This window comes from Sphingobium sp. KKT206, from assembly GCF_055640555.1.
In genome coordinates this window covers 900,599-919,120 of record NZ_CM145764.1, presented here as the reverse complement: position 1 = coordinate 919,120, position 18,522 = coordinate 900,599, and the positions used below count along the sequence as shown (strand labels likewise).

Below are 18,522 nucleotides of genomic sequence, written 5' to 3'. Positions count from 1 at the left end.
TTGTAAGGCTCAGCCCTTCATCCGGTTGACATCGTCGACGGCGATGGTGCCGCGACCACGGAAGTAAATGACAAGGATGGCAAGGCCGATGGCCGCCTCACCCGCCGCGACAGTCAGCACGAACATGCTGAACACCTGTCCCACCATATCGCCCAGGAAAACGCTGAAGGCGACGAGGTTGATGTTCACGCTCAGCAGGACCAGTTCGATCGCCATCAGGATGATGATGATGTTCTTGCGGTTGATGAAGATGCCCAGCACCCCCATCACGAACAGGATGGCGCTGACCACCAGATAATGTTGAAGGCCGATCACAGCTCCACCCCCTGCCCTATGGGCTGATTGATATTGCGGACCGCATCCTGCGGACGGCGACGGTTCTGCTTGGCGATATTCTGGCCCTTCACGCCGCCACGGGCACGGTGGGTCAAAACGATCGCGCCGATCATGGCGACCAGCAGGACGAGGCCCGCCGCTTCGAACAGGAAGATGTAGCGGGTATAGAGCAACGTCCCCACCGCCTTGATGTTCGACATATCCGGGTCGGTCGGTGCGGCGCGCTGCGCCAGCTCGATCGGACCAGCGCTCCACAGGCCGATGCCCAGCACGATCTCCGCCAGCAGCACCAGCGCGATCAGCAGGCCGAACGGCAGATAGCTGACGAACCCGGCGCGCAATTCGGCAAAGTCGATATCGAGCATCATGACCACGAACAGGAACAACACCGCGACCGCGCCGACATAAACGATGACGAGCAGCATCGCGATGAATTCAGCGCCGATCAGGATCATCAGACCCGCCGCGTTGAAAAACGCCAGGATCAGCCACAGCACCGAATGGACCGGATTGCGCGACAGGATGGTGAGCGCGCCGCTGCACACCACCAAAATGGCGAACAGGTAAAAGGCAAGCACGTGAATCACTGGATCAATATCCCCTTAGGCCGCGCGGCTTAACGATAGGGTGCGTCGGCGGCAAGGTTCGCGGCGATCGCCCGTTCCCACTTGTCACCATTTTCAAGAAGCTTGGCCTTATCGTAGATCAGCTCCTCGCGGGTTTCCGTCGCGAATTCAAAATTCGGGCCTTCGACGACCGCGTCCACCGGGCAGGCTTCCTGGCAGAAGCCGCAATAGATGCACTTGGTCATGTCGATGTCGTAGCGCGTGGTGCGGCGGCTGCCATCCTCGCGCGGCTGCGCTTCGATGGTGATCGCCTGCGCCGGGCACACAGCTTCGCACAGCTTGCACGCGATGCACCGCTCTTCCCCATTGGGGTAGCGACGAAGCGCATGCTCGCCCCGGAACCGCGGCGAAATCGGGTTCTTCTCATAGGGGTAGTTGATCGTCGCCTTGGGCTTGAAAAAATATTTCAAGGTCAGGGCATGCGCCTTCACAAACTCCCAGAGGGTGAAGCTCTTGACGTAATATCCGAGGCTCATTGTGCGCCTCCATAGCGCGTCAGCATGAGGAAGCCCGACACCAGGAAGACGAAGAAGAGCGAGGTGGGCAGGAAGATTTTCCAACCCAGCCGCATCAGCTGGTCATAACGGTAGCGGGGCACCGTCGCCTTCACCCAGGAGAAGACGAAGAAGAAGAACAGGATCTTGGCGAACAGCCAGATGATGCCGGGCACATAATAAAGCGGCGCCCAGTCGAACGGGGGCAGATAGCCACCCCAGAAGAGAATGGCGTTGAGCGCGCACATCAGGATGACGTTGGCATATTCGCCAAGCCAGTAGAGCGCGAACGACATGGACGAATATTCGGTCTGATAGCCCGCGACCAGCTCGCTTTCCGCTTCGGTCAGATCGAAGGGTGCGCGCGCGGTTTCGGCCAGCGCGGAGATCAGGAACATGACCGCCATCGGGAAGAGCAGCGGGTTGAAGCCATTGCCGTTGATGAAGCCATAATAGCCCTTCTGGCTCTCGACGATGGCGCTCAGATTGAAGCTGCCCGCCCACAAGACCACGGTGATGATGATGAAGCCGATCGAGACTTCATAGCTGATCATCTGCGCGCTGGCGCGGATCGCGGAATAGAAGGGATATTTGGAGTTGGAGGCCCAACCCGCCAGGATGATCCCGTACACGCCGAGCGAACTGATCGCCAAAATGTAGAGCAGGCCGACATTGATGTCCGCGAGCACGACGCCGACATCGAACGGCACCACCGCCCAGGCCATCAGCGCGACGGTGAAGGTGATGATCGGCGCGATCAGGAACAAGGCTTTGTTCGACGCCGACGGGATGATGGTTTCCTGCAGGAAGACCTTGAGGCCATCCGCAAAGGATTGCAGCAGGCCGAACGGGCCGACGACGTTGGGACCACGGCGCAGCGCCATCGCCGCCCAGATCTTGCGATCGGCATAGATGATCATCGCGACCGCCAGCATCAGCGGCAGGGCGATGACGAGGATGCCAATGATGGTCGACAGCAGCCAGGCACCCTCGAACGGCATACCCAGATTTTGGAAGAAAGCGGTCATTATTCCTGAACCTCAAAACCGTTCGGGCTGAGCTTGTCGAAGCCCTCGCCTGAACGACGTGAAGGCACCTCGCTACGCTCGGTGGAGCCCTTCGACAGGCTCAGGGCGAACGGAGTGGTAATTGCGATCCTCATTCCGCCGCCTCCGCAAATTCGACGCCATGGACCAGTTCGGCCGAGCATTGCTGCATCGTCGGGCTGGCGCGGCAGATGGCGTTGGTGAGGTAGAAATCCTTGATCGGCGATCCGAATTCGCCGGTCGCGCCAGTCGGCAGCGATGGCATGGACCAGCCATAATCGGCAAGACCCTCGACACCCAGCGCCGGCACGGCCTTGGCCATTTCCGCCCGCAACGCATCGAAGCTGTCGAAGGGTAGCTTGACGCCCATCACGTCGGACAAGGCGCGCAGGATAGACCAATCCTCGCGGGCGTCGCCCGGCGCGAACACGGCCTTTTCGCCCCGCTGCACGCGACCTTCCAGATTGACATAAGTGCCTGCCTTTTCGGCATAGCTCGCCCCCGGCAGGATCACGTCCGCGGCATGCGCGCCCTTGTCGCCATGATGGCCGACATAGACTTTGAAGCTATCACCGAACGCCGCATAATCGACTTCGTCGGCGCCCAGCGCGAAGAGCAGCTTCGGCTTGGCCGCCGCGATCGCCTTGATCCCGCCAGCGGTTGCGAAGCCGAGCATCAGCCCGCCCATACGCGCCGCCGCGAAATGCAGGACATTATAGCCGTTCCAGCCGTCCTTGATGAGGCCCAGCGTCTCGACCAACGCCAGCGTGTCGCCATGCGCGCCGTCCTTGGCCAGCACGCCACCGCCGACGATCATCGCGGGCCGCGCAGCCTTGCCGAATGCCTCGACCACTGCTTCCGGCAGCTTGCCGAGCAGCGACGCATCATTGCCCAGCCACTGCACCTTATAGGTCAGATCAAATTCAGGGCCGACGGCAAAGACCTTCGCACCCTTCTTGATCGCCTTGCGGATACGCGTGTTCACCAGCGGCGCTTCCCAGCGCAAATTGGTGCCCACCAGCAGGATGACGTCCGCATCTTCCAGATCAGCGAGCGGCGTATTGAACACCACCGACGACAGGCTCGACACGTCATAGGCCAGGCCCGTCTGACGCCCTTCGAGCATCGTGCCGCCGAGCTTTTCGACCAGTGCCTTACCCGCGAACATGGTTTCGCAATCGAGCAAATCGCCCGCGATCGCCGCAGCGCTGCCACCATGCTGAACCGCTGCGATCGCGGCGAACGCTTCGTTCCAGGTCGCGGGCACCAGCTTGCCGTCCTTGCGGACATAGGGCTTGTCGAGCCGCTTGCGGACCAAACCATCGACATTGTGCCGGGTCTTGTCCGACGCCCATTCCTCGTTCACGTCATCATTGATGCGCGGCACCGCACGCAGAACCTGACGGCCTCGGCTGTCGAGGCGGATGTTGGTGCCGACCGCATCCATCACGTCGATGGCGTGGGTCTTCTTCAACTCCCATGGCCGCGCTTCGAACGCATAGGGCTTGCTGGTCAGCGCACCGACCGGGCAGAGATCGACCACATTGCCGGACAGCTCGCTCTTGGCGGCATGTTCCAGATAGGTGGTGATCTGCATATTTTCGCCGCGATAGATGGCGCCGATTTCCGGCACACCCGCCACTTCCTCAGCAAAGCGCACGCAGCGCGTGCATTGGATGCAGCGAGTCATGACCGTCTTGACGATCGGCCCCATATTCTTCTCGGTCACCGCGCGCTTATTTTCGTCATAGCGCGACGCGCCGCGACCATAAGCAACCGATTGGTCCTGCAAATCGCATTCGCCGCCCTGATCGCAGATCGGGCAATCGAGCGGATGGTTGATGAGGAGAAACTCCATCACCCCTTCGCGCGCCTTCTTGACCATTTCGCTGTCGGTGCGGATGTCCTGCCCCTCGGCAGCGGGCAGCGCGCACGACGCCTGCGGCTTGGGCGGACCAGGCTTCACTTCAACGAGGCACATGCGGCAATTGCCCGCAATGGACAGCCGCTCATGATAGCAGAAACGCGGAATTTCCTTCCCCGCCAGTTCGCACGCCTGGAGGACAGTCGCGCCCGCCGGGACTTCCAGTTCTACGCCGTCTACTTTGACTTTAGGCATATCAGTGTTCCGTATCCTGAAGGCCAAGGCGCTTCTCGATCAGATCGACCCGAATTTTCAGATCCGCAATATCGGATTGCATACCGTAAATTGACGTCATGATACCGCGTTGGTGATCCTCCATCGCATGGAGGCGAATGCCCTGCGACGCCTGTTCACGCTTGATCGCGGAAATGTCACCCTGAATGGATTTCAGGATTTCCAGCATCAGGTCTGTGCGGTCATCGCTCACTCCGCCGCCTCCATCACAGGCATGCCGCGCTCATTGATCCGGCGTTCGATCTCCGGCCGGAAATGCTTGATCAACCCCTGGATCGGCCAGGCCGCCGCGTCCCCCAGCGCGCAGATGGTGTGGCCTTCGACCTGCTTGGTGACTTGATGCAGCATGTCGATTTCGGACAGTTCCGCCTCGCCCGTGCGCAGCCGTTCCATCACGCGCCACATCCAGCCCGTGCCTTCGCGGCAGGGGGTGCATTGGCCGCAGGACTCATGCTTGTAGAAATAGGACAGCCGCGAAATGGCGCGGACGATGTCGGTGGACTTGTCCATGACGATGACGGCGGCAGTGCCGAGGCCGGAGCCGAGCGCCTTCAACCCGTCGAAGTCCATCGGCGCGTCCATGATTTCGCGCGCGGGGACCAGGGGGACCGAAGAGCCGCCGGGGATGACCGCCAGCAGATTGTCCCAACCGCCACGGATGCCACCGCAATGGCGGTCGATCAGTTCGCGGAACGGGATCGACATCGATTCCTCGACCACGCAGGGCTTGTTCACATGGCCGCTGATCTGGAACAGCTTGGTGCCGCGATTGCCTTCGCGCCCGAAGCGGTTGAACCAGGCCGCGCCGCGCCGCAGGATCGTCGGCGTTACCGCGATGCTTTCGACATTGTTGACCGTGGTGGGGCAGCCATAGAGGCCCGCACCCGCCGGGAAAGGCGGCTTGAGACGGGGTTGACCCTTCTTGCCCTCCAGGCTTTCGATCTGCGCGGTTTCCTCGCCGCAAATATAGGCGCCCGCGCCGCGATGGACGAAGACGTCGAAATCATAGCCGGAGCCGCAGGCATTCTTGCCGATGAAGCCCTTGGCATAGGCCTGCTCGACCGCGGCGAACAACACCTTGGCTTCGTAGATGAACTCGCCACGGATATAGATATAGGCGGCGCGCGCGCGCATCGCGAAACCGGCGATCAGCGCGCCTTCGATCAGCTTGTGCGGATCGTGGCGGACGATTTCGCGGTCCTTGCAGCTACCCGGCTCGGATTCGTCGGCGTTGATGACCAGGAAGCTTGGACGACCATCCTTGCTTTCCTTGGGCATGAAGCTCCACTTCATGCCGGTCGGGAAGCCCGCGCCGCCACGGCCGCGCAGGTTCGACGCCTTGATGATGTCGATGATCGCGTCTTGGCCCAGGCTCAGCAGATCCTTGGTATTGTCCCAATCGCCGCGTTTCATCGCCGCGTCGATGGCCCAATCCTGGAAACCATGGACGTTGGTGAAGATGCGGTCCTTGTCCTCCAGCGGGCCGACGAACGGCGGCGGAGGAGGCGGCGCAGCAATTGCGGTGTCGTCGGCCATCAGCGGCCCTTTCCGATCAGTTTTTCAGCCACGAAATATGCGACAACGGCGAGGCCCAGCCCGATGACCAGCCCCAACACCGCGCCGATGATCTTGAGCGCGATCACGAAGACGATGAGGCCCAGAATGATGGCGACGAGAGCGCTCATGCGGCGGCCCCCGATACACCACATCCGTTCGTGTCGAGCGAAGTCGAGACACGCCCGCGCAGCGCTAGCCGCTTCTCGACTACGCTCGAAGCGAACGGACATTGGGGGAAAGCCAAACGGATCACGCCCACTCCCCCCGATAATCATGATTTTCAGCGACCATGTCCTTCAACGCCGTCGGGCCACCCTCCGGGCAACTCGTCTGGCGCTCGATCTGCGGCCCAATCTTTGGTTGCCCGCCAGCGGCCAGCGTTTCCAGCACCGCGCTCATGCTGTCATAGGTCAGGTCTTCGAAATTATCGTCGTTGATCTGAACCATCGGCGCATTGGCGCAGGCGCCCAGGCACTCGACTTCGGTCAGGGTGAACAAGCCGTCCGGGGTGGTCGCGCCCTTGACCAGACCCTTATTCTTGCAGGCCGCAAACACATCGTCGGAGCCGCGCAACATGCAGGGCGTCGTGCCGCACACCTGCACATGGTAGCGGCCCACGGGCGCGAGATTGTACATGGTGTAGAAGGTCGCGACTTCGTAGACGCGCATATAGGGCATATCGAGCTGATCGCCGATATATTCCATCACCGGCACGGGCAGCCAGCCTTGTGCCTGCGTCTCCGCGCCGACCTGCCGCTGAGCGAGATCGAGCAGCGGCATGACCGCCGATTGCTGGCGACCGGCTGGATAGCGCGCGATGATGGTCTTTACCTGTTCGGCATTTTCCGCCGTCCACGCGAAATTGCCCCAGCGCGCGCGGGTTTCGGCTTCATCGGGGATATGGGGTGCGTCAGCCATTCTTCTCTATTCCGCTACGCTTGGCCTCAACGATCTTAATCGCCAGGAAGACTGCAACTAAGAAAGCAAGTCCACTAGCCATCACACGGATCTGTGTAAGGCCATTAGACAAATTCGTTGCTGCAATCAAAACAACCAATATTGCGACCAAGACTGCACGATTGGCTTCCAAAGGAGTCCAAACTCGCGTCACCGGTCACACTCCCCGAACACGATGTCCATCGCGCCCAGCACGGCGGTGGTGTCGGCGAGCATGTGGCCCTTCATCATGAAGTCCATCGCCTGCAGGTGCGAGAAAGCGGTCGGGCGGATCTTGCAGCGATAGGGTTTGTTGCTGCCGTCCGCGACCAGATAGACGCCGAATTCGCCCTTGGGGCTTTCGGTCGCGACATAGACTTCGCCCGCCGGAACGTGGAAGCCCTCGGTATACAGCTTGAAGTGATGGATCAGCGCTTCCATCGACCGCTTCATCTCGCCACGCTTGGGCGGCGAGACCTTGCGGTCGAAACTGGCGATCGGGCCTTCGGGCATGTCATTGAGGCACTGTTTCATGATGCGCGCGGACTGGCGGACCTCTTCGACGCGGACCATGAACCGGTCATAGCAGTCGAAATTGGTGCCGACGGGCACGTCGAAATCGACGCGATCATAGACGTCATAAGGCTGCGACTTGCGGATGTCCCAGGGGATGCCGGAGCCGCGGATCATGGGACCAGAAAAGCCCCATTTCAGCGCGTCTTCCTTGCTGACCACGGCGATGTCGACATTGCGCTGCTTGAAGATGCGGTTGTCGGCGACAAGGCTGATCGCATCCTCGAACAGGCGCGGCAGGCGGGTGTCGAGCCAGTCGGCAATGTCGGTCAGCAGCTTGAGCGGCACATCCTGATGCACGCCGCCGGGACGGAAATAGGCGCTGTGCATCCGCGCACCCGACGCGCGCTCGAAGAAGTTAAGGCAGTCCTCGCGGATTTCGAACATCCACAGGTTCGGCGTCATCGCGCCGACGTCCATGACGTGCGAGCCGAGGTTCAGCATATGATTGCATATGCGGGTCAGCTCCGCGAAGAACACGCGCAGATATTGCGCGCGCAGAGGCACTTCCAGGTTCAGCAGCTTCTCGATCGCCAGCACATAGCTATGCTCCATGCCGAGGGGCGAGCAATAATCGAGCCGGTCGAAATAGGGCAGCGCCTGGAGATAGGTCTTATATTCGATCAGCTTTTCGGTGCCGCGATGCAGCAGGCCCACATGGGGGTCGCAGCGTTCGACGATCTCGCCTTCCAGTTCCATGACGAGGCGGAGAACGCCGTGCGCCGCGGGATGCTGCGGCCCGAAATTGATCGTGTAGTTCTGGATTTCGGTATCGCCGTAAGTCGGGTCCGACGCATCGGTGCGATGCTCCAGTTCGTCGAGATAATCAGCCATGATACATCCCCGTCACCCCAGCGAACGCTGGGGTCTCACTGGCCTTTGGCGCAGCGCTCAAGAAAAGGGAGATCCCAGCCTTCGCTGGGATGACGACGGTGGTAGCGGCGCTCATGCCTTATCCTCCGGCTTGGCGACGCCTTCGCCTTCATCGGTGGCCGAAGCCGCCTTGGTCGGCGCGTCGGCGGACTTGGTTTCCGCCGCCTTGTTCGCCGCTGCGCCAGCGCCGGTGTCGGATGCCTTTTCGGTCGTCTTGGGCGTCGACGCTGCCGGATCGCCCTTGGGCGCAGCAGGCGGCGGCGGGGCAGCGGGTGCGGGCGTCGGCGCGCCGGGGGCCTGTGGCGCCTTTTCGTCGCCGGGCAATATATATTCCGCGCCTTCCCACGGCGACATGAAGTCGAAGCTGCGGAAATCCTGCGCCAGCTTCACTGGCTCATAGACGACGCGCTTATCTTCCTCGGAATAGCGCAATTCGACATAGCCGGTCAGCGGGAAGTCCTTGCGCTGCGGATGCCCCTTGAACCCGTAATCGGTCAGAATGCGGCGCAGGTCGGTATTGCCGTCGAACACGACGCCATACATGTCGAACACTTCGCGCTCCAACCAGCCGGCGACCGGCCAGAGGTGCGTGACGGTCGGCACCGGCATATCCTCGTCCGTCGACACCTTCACGCGTACGCGATGGTTCCGGGTCACGGATAGCAAGTGATAGACGACCTCGAACCGTTCGGGACGGTCGGGATAATCAACGCCCGCAATCTCCATCAGCTGCTGATACTGCGCCTGATCCCGCAATAGCGTCAGCGCCTGCGGCAGCGCGTCGCGCAACACGGTGAAGGTCAGTTCATCGGCATGATCGACGGTTTCGATCAGCATCGAACCCAGCAGGGCCTCGATTTCCTGCGCGATCCCATCGATGGTCGCGATCCGGGGTGCGGAATGGCCCATTACAGACCTCCGTTCGTATCGAGCGCAGTCGAGATACGCTCGCACTGTGCCAGGAACAGGTTTCTCGACTTCGCTCGAAACGAACGGTGGAAAAGAGACGTCATGCCTGTCATTACCGTTCAATCGTCCCGATCCGGCGGATCTTCCGCTGCAACTGCATCACGCCATAGAGCAGCGCTTCGGCAGTCGGCGGGCAACCCGGTACATAGATGTCGACCGGCACGATCCGGTCGCACCCGCGCACTACAGAATAGCTGTAATGATAATAGCCCCCACCATTGGCACAGCTGCCCATGGAAATGACATATTTCGGTTCAGACATCTGATCGTAAACTTTGCGCAACGCAGGAGCCATCTTGTTGCACAGCGTTCCCGCGACGATCATCACGTCGCTCTGCCGCGGCGAGGCGCGCGGCGCAGCGCCGAAACGCTCCATGTCGTAACGCGGCATGTTGACGTGGATCATCTCGACCGCGCAGCAAGCGAGACCGAACGTCATCCACCACAGCGAACCGGTACGCGCCCAAGTGAACAGATCCTCCGTCGAGGTGACGAGGAAGCCCTTGTCATTCACTTCGCTGTTGAGCGAGTTGAAGAAATCCTGATCGGGCTGAGTCCCGACGGGCGGCAAGGTGCCGGGCGCCGGGTTATAGAGTTCTACTCCCAATCGAGCGCTCCCTTCTTCCACGCATAGACGAGACCGAGCACCAGTTCCGCTATGAAAATCATCATCGTCGCCCATCCGGCCCAGCCGATCTGGTCGAGGCTCACCGCCCAAGGAAACAGGAATGCCGCTTCAAGATCGAAGATGATAAAGAGGATCGCCACCAGATAGAAGCGCACGTCATATTGGCTGCGCGGCTCTTCGAAAGCGGGAAAGCCGCATTCATATTCGCTGAGCTTGGCCGGGTCCGGCTTATGCGCGCCGGTCAGGCGACCGACCAGCATCGGCAGGAAAACGAACGTGCCGGACAGCAGCAAAGCGATCCCCAAAAAGAGCAGGATCGGCAGATATTGGGCAAGATCGACCAATGGTATCCCCTGGGCGAAAAGGTTGTCGGGGCGCTTTAGGCCTGCTGCATATGCGAAGCAAGGGGCCAAGGCTGTGAGAATGAATCGCAAAAAGGCCAAGTGCTTGAAGCCCTTGGCCTAGCTGCACCTTAGCGCAGGGCGTTTGCCACCAGCTTGTGCAATTTGCTGTGGATGGCGTCATTACCCGCAATCACTTCGCGGCGCTCGATCATCTGCTCGCCACCGCGAAAATCGCTGACGAAACCGCCCGCTTCGCGCACCAGCAGCATGCCGGCTGCCACGTCCCAGGGTTGCAGGCCGCTTTCCCAGAAGCCGTCATAGCGGCCCGACGCCACATGGGCGAGATCGAGCGAGGCGGCCCCGAAACGGCGGATGCCCGCAATCGACGGCGCGACCGCGCCGAAGATACGCACCCACTGCCCCATGTCGCCATGGCCCATGAAGGGAATGCCGGTGGCTATGACGCAGTCGGCCAAGTCACGACGCGCCGAGACGCGTAGCCGCTGGTCATGGCGCCACGCGCCGCGATTCTTTTCTGCCCAATAGCTCTCGTCGGTGAAGGGCTGATAGATCAAACCGGTCGTAATCTCGCGCTTGCCGCCATAAAGCGGCTCCTCGACCGCGATCGAGATGGCGAAATGCGGGATGCCGTGCAGGAAATTGGTGGTGCCATCGAGCGGGTCGATGATCCAGCGCGGCTTGGTCGGGTCGCCCTCGATCACGCCGCCTTCTTCGAGCAGGAAGCCCCAGTCGGGCCGGGCGCGCTGCAATTCCTCGACCAGCGTTTTTTCCGCTTGCTCGTCCGCCTTCGACACGAAGTCGGCCGGTCCCTTGCGGGACACCTGAAGATGCTCGACCTCGCCGAAGTCGCGACGCAGCTTGCCGCCCGCCTTGCGCGCGGCGCGTTCCATGACGGTGAGAAGGCCTGAATGGGATGCCATTACTAACTCTCGATTGCTACTGAATGAGCCGAACACAAGCGCCATGACGCCATCGCCAAACTCAATTTTTTGCTAAAACTCGGACAACTGTAGGCACCGCCATCATTCCAAGAGGGTGTGGCACAATAGCCCATTTCCTCACCGATGCGGACCATGTCATCATGCGGCGCTAGATACCAGTCACCATCTTCCGGAAATGCCATCCATACATTTTGGGCAATGTATTTCTTGTCGATCATCCATCTTCCCTTCAACTGAATGGGAACGATAGATGCGCCATCATTTCGATACGCAATAAGATCGACACCACGATCATAGACTGGAAGATAAGCGTTGTATCCAAGGCGGATCAGCTCAGAAACAAGGAGGTTTCGATTGATAACCTCCTTCATCTGAGCCTGGAACCGCTTGTCGGTCATCAGTCCGCGCGCTTTACATATTCGCGGGCGTACACATCGACGACGATGCGGGTGCCGCTGACGATATGCGGGGGGACCATGACGCGGACGCCATTGTCGAGGATCGCGGGCTTGTAGCTGGCCGAGGCGGTCTGGCCCTTGACCACGGCGTCGGCTTCCACAACCGTCGCTTCGATGGTGTCGGGCAACTGCACCGAAATCGGCCGTTCCTCATACATTTCCAGCGTCACTTCCATGCCATCCTGCAGGAAGTCGGCGGCGTCGCCGAGTAGTTCCTTGGGCAGGTTGATCTGCTCATAGGTCTCATTGTCCATGAAGACGAGCATGTCGCCTTCGGCATAGAGATATTGGAAATCCTTGGTATCGAGCCGGATACGCTCGACGCTTTCGGCGGAGCGGAAGCGGACGTTGTTCTTGCGGCCGTCGATGAGGTTCTTCAACTCCACCTGCATATAGGCGCCGCCCTTGCCGGGCTGGGTGTGCTGAATCTTGACAGCGCGCCACAGGCCGCCCTCATATTCGATATTGTTGCCGGGACGAATGTCCACGCCGCTGATCTTCATGGGAAGAGCCTGCCTATATGTCCAAGAGTGAAAGAGCCGGCCTCGCGGGAGGCTGGGCGGCCGTTTACAGCGGGACGGCGCGAAGGGCAAGAGGGCGATCAGAGCGGATCAGGGCTTGGCCAGCAACGGATAGGGATTGATAGGGTTGCCGCCGTGCCAAGGCGTGTTCGGGCTGGCTCGGTGGATGGCGAAATGCAGGTGCGGCGCGCCTGGGTCGGCATTGCCGGTGCTGCCCACGGTCGCGATCCGCTGGCCACGCCGCACCATCTGTCCTTCGCGCAGCCCCGGCGCGTAGCGATCGAGATGCGCGTAATAATAGAGTGTGCGTCCATCGGGCGCGCGCTGATAGACGGTGCGCCCGCCCTCTTCGCTCCAATGGATTTTATCGATCCGGCCATCGGCAACAGCCAGCACCGCCCTGCCCCGCGCCGCCATAATGTCGATAGCGTCATGCGATCTTTCGCCCAAAGCGCGGGCCTGGGTGAAGGTGTCGGTCAACGCCGACGCGGGCACGCCTTCGACCGGGATCAGCAGCGCGCCCGATGCCGACTTGGCAGCAGGAGCTTTATCAGCGGGCAGCGGCGCATCGGCTGGGACGATCTGCACGCAATAGTGCGCGAAGGCGACGCACAGCACGACCGCCCCCGCGCCCCAAAGCCACCGACGCCATGGAAAGGTCGTCGGCATGGCCTTACGCCTGGAACTTCGCTTTGGTCCCCGGCTTGACCATCTGCGCCAGCCGCGCCGCATCCCAGTTGGTCAGCCGGACACAGCCATGGCTTTCGCTGCGGCCGATCGTCTGGGGTTCGGGCGTGCCGTGGATGCCATAATGATCCTTGGACAGGTCGATCCACACGACGCCGACCGGGCCGTTGGGGCCGGGTTTCAACACCGCCTTCTCATCCTTTGCCCCAGCGTCCCAGAAGAGCGCAGGGTTATAATGATAGTCGGGGTTGCGGCTGACGCCCTTGATCGTCCATTCGCCCAGCGGCAGCGGGTCATATTGCGACCCCATGGTGGCGGGGAATTGCGCGATCAGGCGATTGTCGGCGGCATAGACTTTGAGCAGCCCTTCGGACTTGTCGACGACGACATGGTCGGCCTGCGGCTGGTCCTTCGCGACGCCAAGGCTGGCGAGCGTCGCGCCCCAGCCGCGTTCGTCACCCTCGATCTGCGCAACCGGCTGATTCTCGATCGCGGGCACGCGGATGGTGGTCCCGGCCCCGACCTTCGTGCCCGGCGCATTGATTGACACGAGGAACTCCGGCGTGGTGTGGAAACGCTCGGCGAGCTTTTCGAGCAAATTACGGTAGGTGAGCGCCGGAAGCCCCGCCTTTTCGTTCATCCCCTTGGGCATGTCGAAAAAAGGACCACGCGCAAAGTCGGCAGGAATGCGCACCAGCCAGGTGGTCGGCCGCGCTTCGCCTTCCAACAGCGCGATCGCAGTCTTCTGGTCATAGTCGCCCGTCACCGCCAGTTTGTTCGCTTCCTGAAACCCACGAAGGGCGGCCTTGAACGACATGCCATCCTTGCCATCCAGTACGCCGGGCGAGAAGCCCCAGCGGTCGAGCTGAACCTGCGCCTGGAATATGCGGTCGGCCTGCCAGGCATTCTGCTCCCTTACGACCTGAAAATCATAGGCTTCGTTAGCAGCAGCCGGTGCTGCGGCCGTGCCGTTGACCGGCGCGGTAGTGTTGGCCGCTGGCGCGCTGTCATTGGCGTCGGTGACGGACACATTGCACGCACTGCACAACAGCGCGGAGAGCAAAAGCATATGGCGAGGCAACAGGCGGTGGTGGTTCAAGGCAATTCTCTCCCGGACTATGGGCGAGAAACGCATGATGGCGCGGAAAGCTGCGTTGGGCGTGGATTTGGACCGACGCGGCTCAACGCGGCGGCGGGGGCTTGCTCGCCAGCACCTCGGCGAACGCGGCGACGCCCGCCTTCGGGCCTTCGGGATGATCCCATACCGCGCTGCTGACCGCCAGGAAATCCGCGCCCGCCATCACCAGCGGCCCGGCATTCTCCGCCGTCACGCCGCCGATAGCGACGCAGGGCAGTTCGAACAAAGTCGTCCACCAGCCCAGGATCGAGGGTTCGGCACGATGCTGCGTTTCCTTAGTCGTGGTCGGAAAAAATGCGCCAAAGGCGACATAGTCGGCCCCCGCCTCGCCCGCTTCCATCGCCAGGTGACGGCTGTCATGACAGGTCACACCGATCTGGACATTCGGACCAAGCTGCTTGCGTGCATCGCGCGGGTCGCCATCCTCCTGCCCCAGATGCACGCCATCCGCGCCTAACCGCTTGGCGAGGCCAATGCTGTCGTTGACGATGAAGGCAACTTCATGCTCGGCGCAGATCGCCTGCAGCGGCGGCGCGAGCGCGGCGATGGCGTGATCGTCCAGCCCCTTGAGCCGCAACTGAAATGCCGCAACCTTGCCGCCTTCCAACGCTTGCGCCAGGCGCGGCGCAAAATCCGCGTCGATCGCGGGGGGCGAGATCAGGTAAAGTTGGCAAGCGGGGCGAAAGCCCGTCTGGAACTGATCGGCAAAATGCGGATCGAGCGCCAGTTCTTCATCGGTAAAATCGGTCATGGCCGATGCCCTAACCGATCCCGCCGATCCGGGGAAGGGGTGCCGGGCAGGCGCAAAGCCCGCCCGGCCGATCCGGTTCAGGCCGTAACCGGCGTCTTGGCGACCGATGCGCCGTGGATTTCGTCGATCGCTTCGCCGAGCGCCGCGTTGAACTCATCATCGCTCATCTGGTGGCGCAGGTCGTTGAGCAGCGCGCGGCTGAAGCTGGCGATGATGCCACGATTCTTGGCCAGTTCGACGCAGGCTTCGGGACGGGCAAAGCCACCCGACAGCGCGACGACGCGCAGCACGCGGGGATGATCGACCAGCGGATCGAACAGGCCAGCCTTGGTCGGCAGCGACAATTTCAGCATCACCTGCTGGTCTTCCGGCAGCGCGTCGAGCGCCTTGACCAGTTCGTCGAGCAGGATCGCGTCGGCTTCGGCGCGTTCGGGCGACTTGATGCTCACTTCGGGCTCGATGATCGGCATCAGCCCGGCGGCCAACACCTGCTGCCCGGTTTCGAACTGCTGCTTGACGACGGCGGCGATGCCTTCGCGGTTGGCGAGGTTGACGACCGAACGCTCCTTGGTGCCGAATACGCCCAGCGCCTTGGCGCGGTGCAGCAGCACATCGAGATCGGGGTTCGGCTTCATCAACTGGACGCCATTGGCTTCGTCTTCCAGCCCCTTGTCGATCTTGATGAAGGGCACGACGCCCTTGTCGATCAACGCCTGCGGGGTCGGCTTGCCATCGACGGTCCCGTCCATGGTGCGCTCGAACAGGATCGCGCCCAGCACCTTGTCGCCGGTGAATACGGGCGAGGCGATGATGCGGCTGCGCATCGCGTGGATCAGGCCGAACATTTCCTCGTCATTGGCCCAGGCACCCTCTTCGATGCCATAGCCCTTGAGCGCCTTGGGCGTCGATCCACCGCTCTGGTCGAGCGCGGCGATGAAGCCCTCCCCGTCGGCGATCTTCTGCTTCATGGTCTGATCCAGCATCTGCACATACCTTCTTCATGATAGAGGCCCCGCCCCCTCGGCGGCACCTGGTCAATCCTGCGCCAGCGCCCCGCCCCTCTCCATGGGCGGGCGCTGGCTATCAGCCTGTCGTCAGGCCATCAGCGCCTTGACGCCAGGCAAGTCCTTGCCTTCCATCCATTCCAGGAACGCGCCGCCCGCCGTCGAAACGAACGTGAAGTCAGCCGCTGCGCCCGCATGGTTGAGCGCGGCAACGGTATCGCCGCCACCGGCGACCGACGTCAACTGGCCTTCCTTGGTCAGTGCCGCCGCCGTCCGTGCCAGCGCGACCGTGGCGGTGTCGAACGGCGCGATCTCGAACGCGCCGAGCGGGCCGTTCCATACCAATGTCCGGCAATTTTTCAGCACATCGGCGAGCGCCTCGACAGCGGCCGGGCCGACGTCGAGGATCATCTCGTCCGCCGCAACTTCATGCACGTTGCACGTCCGCACCGATGGCGGGTTGGCGGCGAATTCCTTGGCCACCACCACATCATAGGGCAGATGGATGGTGCAACCGGCCGCTTCCGCCTTGTCGAAAATGGCCTCCGCCGTGTCGGCCAGATCCTTTTCGCACAGCGACTTGCCGACATCGACTCCGCGCGCGTGCAGGAAGGTATTGGCCATGCCGCCACCGATGATCAGATGATCGACCTTGGTGACGAGATGGTTCAGCACATCGAGCTTGGTCGAGACCTTGGCCCCGCCAACGACCGCTGCAACCGGCTTGACCGGCGTGCCGAGCGCCGCCTGTAACGCATCCAGCTCGCGCTCCATCGCGCGTCCGGCAAAGGCGGGCAGCTTGTGGGCGATGCCCTCGGTCGAGGCATGGGCGCGGTGCGCGGCGGAAAAGGCGTCGTTGACATACATGTCGGCGATCGCCGCCATCGCATCGGCCAGCGCGGGGTCATTCTGTTCTTCACCCGCATGGAAACGGGTATTCTCCAGGATCGCAATGTCGCCGGGGCGCATCACCGCAATGCCATCGATCGCTGCCTGACCAGCGCAATCGGGAATGAACTGCACTTCGCGGCCCAGAACCTGGCTCAAGGGCCGGGTGATCTTCGACAGCGAAAATTCGGGGTTCTTCTGGCCCTTGGGGCGACCGAAATGGGCGAGGATCAGCACCTTCGCGCCGCGATCGGCCAGTTCCAGCACGGTCGGCATCGCCGAACGCAGGCGCGTGTCGTCGCTGACCGACCCTTCGTGCATCGGCACGTTGAGGTCTTCGCGCACCAGCACGGCCTTGCCGCTGATGTCGCCCATATCGTCGAGTGTCTTGAACGGCTTGGTCATGTTGGCTTCCTGATGCATCCGTCATCCCAGCGAAAGCTGGGATCACTCTTCCTGTATCGCCGAAGAGAAGAAAAGCGGGATCCCGGCGTTCGCCGGGATGACGAAAAGGGGGCAAGTCACCCTGCCCCCTCAGTATCTTACAGGAACTTCGCCACCACGCCGCTGGTGTCGATCATGCGGTTGGAGAAGCCCCATTCATTGTCGTACCAGCTGAGCACACGGACCAGCGTGCCGTCGATGACGGCGGTTTCCAGGCTGTCGACGGTCGAGCTGCGCGGATCGCCATTATAGTCGATCGAGACCAGCGGTTCGTCGGAATAGCCCAACACGCCCTTGAGCGGCCCTGCTTCCGAAGCGGCCTTGAGCAGCGCGTTGACTTCCTCGACGCTCGTGGCGCGCTTGGCGTCGAACTTCAAATCAACCACCGACACATTCGGGGTCGGCACGCGAACCGACGAGCCGTCCAGCTTGCCCTTGAGTTCGGGCATAACCTCACCCACGGCACGGGCAGCGCCCGTGGTGGTCGGGATCATCGACAGGGCGGCGGCGCGGGCGCGGCGCATATCCTTGTGGATCTGGTCCAGCGTGTTCTGGTCGTTGGTATAGCTGTGGATCGTCGTCATGAAACCGCGCTCGATGCCGATCGCATCGTGCAGCACCTTGGCGAGCGGGGCCAGACAGTTGGTGGTGCAGCTGGCGTTCGAGATGACGATGTCGTCGGCGGTCAGCGCATCATGGTTGACGCCGAACACGATCGTCTTGTCGACGCCGGTCGCGGGCGCGGAGATGATGACGCGCTTGGCACCAGCAGTCAGGTGCGCGCTGGCCTTGCCCTTGTCGGCGAAAATGCCGGTGCATTCGAGCGCGATTTCGACGCCCTGCGCCGCGTGGGGCAGATTGGCAGGATCGCGTTCGGCGGTCACGGCAATGCGCTTGCCGTCGATGACCAGGAAGTCGCCATCGACGCTGACGTCGCCCTTCCAATTGCCATGGACTGAGTCGCGCTTGAACAGCAGCGCGTTCGCCTTGGCATCGCCCAAATCGTTGATGCTGACCAGTTCCAGGTCATGGTCGGTGCGCGAGAGGATGGCGCGCGCCACCAGGCGGCCGATACGTCCGAAACCGTTAATTGCTACCTTCGTTGCCACTGCACTAGCCTCCCTTAAGG

Annotated in this window: 24 protein-coding genes; all 24 read right to left on the bottom strand. The window is 61.8% G+C overall.

Annotated elements, in window-relative coordinates; translation table 11 throughout:
- Positions 1–9 precede the first annotated feature (9 nt).
- Entirely contained in the window at positions 10–315 is a 306-nt protein-coding gene (nuoK, locus tag ACZ2HM_RS04385) for an NADH-quinone oxidoreductase subunit NuoK (RefSeq protein ID WP_470426328.1), read from the bottom strand.
- A complete protein-coding gene (locus tag ACZ2HM_RS04380) occupies positions 312–923 on the bottom strand; it encodes an NADH-quinone oxidoreductase subunit J (RefSeq protein ID WP_470426327.1) in 612 nt (203 codons plus the stop codon). The genes nuoK and ACZ2HM_RS04380 overlap by 4 nt, the downstream gene beginning before the upstream one ends.
- 29 nt (positions 924–952) lie before the next feature.
- Positions 953–1,438 (bottom strand): NADH-quinone oxidoreductase subunit NuoI, encoded by a 486-nt coding sequence (nuoI, locus tag ACZ2HM_RS04375; RefSeq protein WP_037473973.1) that lies wholly within the window; start codon positions 1,436–1,438, stop codon positions 953–955.
- Positions 1,435–2,484, bottom strand: a complete 1,050-nt coding sequence (gene nuoH, locus ACZ2HM_RS04370) for an NADH-quinone oxidoreductase subunit NuoH (protein ID WP_069064731.1) — start codon at positions 2,482–2,484, stop codon at positions 1,435–1,437. The genes nuoI and nuoH overlap by 4 nt, the downstream gene beginning before the upstream one ends.
- Entirely contained in the window at positions 2,484–2,618 is a 135-nt protein-coding gene (locus ACZ2HM_RS04365; protein WP_470426326.1) for a hypothetical protein, read from the bottom strand. The genes nuoH and ACZ2HM_RS04365 overlap by 1 nt, the downstream gene beginning before the upstream one ends.
- On the bottom strand, positions 2,615–4,621 hold the full coding sequence (gene nuoG / locus ACZ2HM_RS04360) for an NADH-quinone oxidoreductase subunit NuoG (protein WP_470426325.1): 2,007 nt from the start codon (positions 4,619–4,621) through the stop codon (positions 2,615–2,617). The genes ACZ2HM_RS04365 and nuoG overlap by 4 nt, the downstream gene beginning before the upstream one ends.
- Position 4,622: 1 nt before the next feature.
- Positions 4,623–4,853, bottom strand: coding sequence for a hypothetical protein (locus ACZ2HM_RS04355; protein WP_037473960.1), 231 nt, complete (start codon positions 4,851–4,853; stop codon positions 4,623–4,625).
- Complete coding sequence (gene nuoF / locus ACZ2HM_RS04350; RefSeq protein WP_470426324.1) at positions 4,850–6,196, bottom strand: NADH-quinone oxidoreductase subunit NuoF; 1,347 nt, start codon at positions 6,194–6,196, stop codon at positions 4,850–4,852. The genes ACZ2HM_RS04355 and nuoF overlap by 4 nt, the downstream gene beginning before the upstream one ends.
- Entirely contained in the window at positions 6,196–6,345 is a 150-nt protein-coding gene (locus ACZ2HM_RS04345; RefSeq protein ID WP_171899191.1) for a hypothetical protein, read from the bottom strand. Before ACZ2HM_RS04345 ends, nuoF begins: the two co-directional genes overlap by 1 nt.
- Positions 6,346–6,466: 121 nt before the next feature.
- A complete protein-coding gene (locus ACZ2HM_RS04340) occupies positions 6,467–7,135 on the bottom strand; it encodes a complex I 24 kDa subunit family protein (protein ID WP_470426323.1) in 669 nt (222 codons plus the stop codon).
- Positions 7,128–7,328 (bottom strand): hypothetical protein, encoded by a 201-nt coding sequence (locus tag ACZ2HM_RS04335; protein WP_162182205.1) that lies wholly within the window; start codon positions 7,326–7,328, stop codon positions 7,128–7,130. Before ACZ2HM_RS04335 ends, ACZ2HM_RS04340 begins: the two co-directional genes overlap by 8 nt.
- Positions 7,325–8,560, bottom strand: a complete 1,236-nt coding sequence (locus ACZ2HM_RS04330; protein ID WP_037473953.1) for an NADH-quinone oxidoreductase subunit D — start codon at positions 8,558–8,560, stop codon at positions 7,325–7,327. Before ACZ2HM_RS04330 ends, ACZ2HM_RS04335 begins: the two co-directional genes overlap by 4 nt.
- Positions 8,561–8,671: 111 nt before the next feature.
- Positions 8,672–9,508: an NADH-quinone oxidoreductase subunit C gene (locus ACZ2HM_RS04325; RefSeq protein WP_470426322.1), complete on the bottom strand. Its 837-nt coding sequence runs from the start codon at positions 9,506–9,508 to the stop codon at positions 8,672–8,674.
- Between the two features lie 112 nt (positions 9,509–9,620).
- Positions 9,621–10,175 (bottom strand): NuoB/complex I 20 kDa subunit family protein, encoded by a 555-nt coding sequence (locus ACZ2HM_RS04320; protein ID WP_037473949.1) that lies wholly within the window; start codon positions 10,173–10,175, stop codon positions 9,621–9,623.
- Positions 10,166–10,540: an NADH-quinone oxidoreductase subunit A gene (gene ndhC, locus ACZ2HM_RS04315; RefSeq protein WP_037473947.1), complete on the bottom strand. Its 375-nt coding sequence runs from the start codon at positions 10,538–10,540 to the stop codon at positions 10,166–10,168. The genes ACZ2HM_RS04320 and ndhC overlap by 10 nt, the downstream gene beginning before the upstream one ends.
- Before the next feature lie 128 nt (positions 10,541–10,668).
- Positions 10,669–11,481, bottom strand: a complete 813-nt coding sequence (locus ACZ2HM_RS04310; protein WP_037473944.1) for an inositol monophosphatase family protein — start codon at positions 11,479–11,481, stop codon at positions 10,669–10,671.
- Between the two features lie 2 nt (positions 11,482–11,483).
- Positions 11,484–11,900 (bottom strand): hypothetical protein, encoded by a 417-nt coding sequence (locus ACZ2HM_RS04305; RefSeq protein WP_037473942.1) that lies wholly within the window; start codon positions 11,898–11,900, stop codon positions 11,484–11,486.
- Positions 11,900–12,463 carry an elongation factor P gene (gene efp / locus ACZ2HM_RS04300; protein ID WP_037473941.1) on the bottom strand — a complete coding sequence of 188 codons (564 nt, stop codon included), beginning with the start codon at positions 12,461–12,463 and terminating at the stop codon, positions 11,900–11,902. Before efp ends, ACZ2HM_RS04305 begins: the two co-directional genes overlap by 1 nt.
- A 108-nt stretch (positions 12,464–12,571) precedes the next feature.
- Positions 12,572–13,150, bottom strand: coding sequence for a M23 family metallopeptidase (locus ACZ2HM_RS04295; protein ID WP_037473938.1), 579 nt, complete (start codon positions 13,148–13,150; stop codon positions 12,572–12,574).
- 4 nt (positions 13,151–13,154) lie between these two features.
- Positions 13,155–14,237: a L,D-transpeptidase family protein gene (locus ACZ2HM_RS04290; RefSeq protein WP_037473936.1), complete on the bottom strand. Its 1,083-nt coding sequence runs from the start codon at positions 14,235–14,237 to the stop codon at positions 13,155–13,157.
- A gap of 112 nt (positions 14,238–14,349) precedes the next feature.
- Positions 14,350–15,057 carry a thiamine phosphate synthase gene (gene thiE, locus ACZ2HM_RS04285; protein ID WP_037473934.1) on the bottom strand — a complete coding sequence of 236 codons (708 nt, stop codon included), beginning with the start codon at positions 15,055–15,057 and terminating at the stop codon, positions 14,350–14,352.
- Positions 15,058–15,134: 77 nt separating this feature from the next.
- Positions 15,135–16,040, bottom strand: a complete 906-nt coding sequence (locus ACZ2HM_RS04280) for a fructose bisphosphate aldolase (RefSeq protein ID WP_470426790.1) — start codon at positions 16,038–16,040, stop codon at positions 15,135–15,137.
- A gap of 111 nt (positions 16,041–16,151) precedes the next feature.
- Entirely contained in the window at positions 16,152–17,354 is a 1,203-nt protein-coding gene (locus ACZ2HM_RS04275) for a phosphoglycerate kinase (RefSeq protein ID WP_470426321.1), read from the bottom strand.
- Between the two features lie 137 nt (positions 17,355–17,491).
- Entirely contained in the window at positions 17,492–18,502 is a 1,011-nt protein-coding gene (gene gap, locus ACZ2HM_RS04270; protein ID WP_037473927.1) for a type I glyceraldehyde-3-phosphate dehydrogenase, read from the bottom strand.
- Positions 18,503–18,522 lie beyond the last annotated feature (20 nt).